We start from the raw sequence: 2,038 nt of genomic DNA on the forward strand, positions 1-2,038 counted from the left end.
GGCCCGGCCGGTCGCCGACGCGGCGCTTGCCAGCGCGATGGCGGCGGTCCCGGCCAGAGTGGCCGCCGGCAGCCGGGGATCGGCACCGCTGACCTCACTGCGGGACAGCTCGGTCACGGTGTAGGTGTGTGCGGCGACGGCCAGCGCGGCGGGCAGCGCGGCCCGGGTCCGGCCGGTGCCGGCCGAGCCGAGCAGGACGTCGAGCCCTCGGCAGGCGGCCATCACCGCCGGGCCGGCCGGGGTGTTCTTGGCCCACAGGTCGTACGCCCATACGGCGGCGGTCAGCGGCACGCCGACGGCGAGCGCTCGACGGCCGCCGGTGACGGCGGTGAGCGCCAGACCGGCGGTGGTGAGCCCGGCGGCGACGGCGAGCGCGGCACCGGGGGTGACCCGGCCGGACGGGATGGGCCGCTGCGGCCGCTCGACCGCGTCGAGCTCCCGGTCGGCCCAGTCGTTGGCCGCCATCCCGGCCCAGTACAGGCAGACCGATGCGCCGGCCAGCCCGACGGTCCGCGGGCCGAGCCCACCGGCGGCCGCCGCCCCGGCCACCACGTCACCCGGTACGGACAGCGCTGCCGGTGCCCGGACCAGCTCGGCCAGGTCCGACCACCGGGGCGGCGTCATGCGACCCCGCCCGGCTCGCCGGTCCGCCCGTGCAGGTCCGCGGCGAAGTCGACAAGGGTTCGCCACTGGTCGCCGAGGGCGTGCGGACCCGACCCGATCGGGTCCTTGAAGAAGAACGCCAGCTCCGGCAGGGGTCCGACGCGTCCGGCGCGGGCGGCGGCAGCGGTCAGCCGGGCCAGGTCCAGCACCAACGGGGCGGCCAGTGCCGAGTCGCACCCGTGCCAGGTGAACTCCATCCGCATCCCGGTGCCGAGGAATCCGGAGAAGGTGATCAGATCCCAGGCGGTCTTGAAGTCGCCGATGTCGTCGACGTACTCGATCCGGGTGTGCCCCTGCGGCTGGTAGCCGAGAATCTCGCCGAGCACCCGCTGTTTGCTGGCCGCTTTGGCCGCGTTGGCTGCCGGCTCGGCCAGGTTGGCCCCGTCGCCGCCACCCAGCAGGTTGCTGCCGGACCAGCTGCGCACCTGCAGGTTACGCAGCGCGAACATGGGGGCCAGCACCGCTTTCACCAGGGTCTCGCCGGTCTTGCCGTCGTGCCCGGCGTACGGTGCCCCCCGCTGTCGGGCGAGCTCGTCGAGGGCCGGCAACCGGGCCCCCACCGACGGGGTGAAGTCGACGTAACCGCAGCCGGCGCCGAGCGCGGCGTACGCCACCAACGCGCTCGGCGGCAGCACCGGCGCGCCGCTGGGCGCCTCGGTGAGCGCGGCTGCGAGGGCGGCGAGGTCGTGGTGCGCCGGGTGCGGCTGCGGCGCCGGTTCGGTGGTCGAGACGTTGACCACCACCACCTGGTCGAGGTCGTGCCGGCGGCGGAAGGCGACCAGGTCCGTCGCGATCGCCGCTGCGGTCTCGGCCTGGGTGGTCCCGGTCGGGAGCGGACGCAGCTGCGGTTCCAGGCCGGTCAGCTCGGTGTGCAACGCGGCGACCAGCAGCCCCGGGACCACGCCGGCGCTGGCCAACGCGTCGGCCTTCTTCACCAGCGGCGTCGCGGCGATGTCGTGGCCACCGAAGACGAGATCGGCGAAGCCGGGCAGGGCCGGGCCACGCAGCGCCGGCAGTTCGGTGACGCAGCCGGTGGTGTCGGCCAGGCCGGCGCGCACCGCCAGCGCGCCGACGATGCTGGTGACCGCGACCGAGCCACGGGCCCCGATCAACCAGACTCCGGTACGCATTCCTGCCTCCAAACGCCCGCCCCTGGCGGTACTCGTACTGCTGCCGGTTGTCTGCCTTGCCGGGCTGGCAAGGCCCCGTCCGTCCGGGCGCGCCAGGGTGGCACCACCGTCGACGGCGCCGAGGTCGGCGTCAACGACGCCGTCGTTGGGCCCGGTCGACCGGACGGACGGGGCTGTGGCAGGCAGGGACGTTCGGCGTTCGGCCCTGCCTCCCCCGATTCGGTTGTCCCCGGCCGGGTTACCCC

At 75.3% G+C, this 2,038-nt stretch carries 2 protein-coding genes; both read right to left on the reverse strand.

The genetic code is table 11. From position 1 onward, the window contains the following. Positions 1–624: SCO3242 family prenyltransferase (locus ACXAHD_RS32000; RefSeq protein WP_475055143.1), on the reverse strand; the 624-nt coding region annotated here is incomplete at its 3' end. Continuing rightward, entirely contained in the window at positions 621–1,793 is a 1,173-nt protein-coding gene (locus ACXAHD_RS32005; protein WP_289213347.1) for an inositol-3-phosphate synthase, read from the reverse strand. The genes ACXAHD_RS32005 and ACXAHD_RS32000, both read right to left, overlap by 4 nt. Between the last annotated feature and the right edge of the window lie 245 nt (positions 1,794–2,038).

The organism is Micromonospora sp. ABR4_055, from assembly GCF_056160425.1.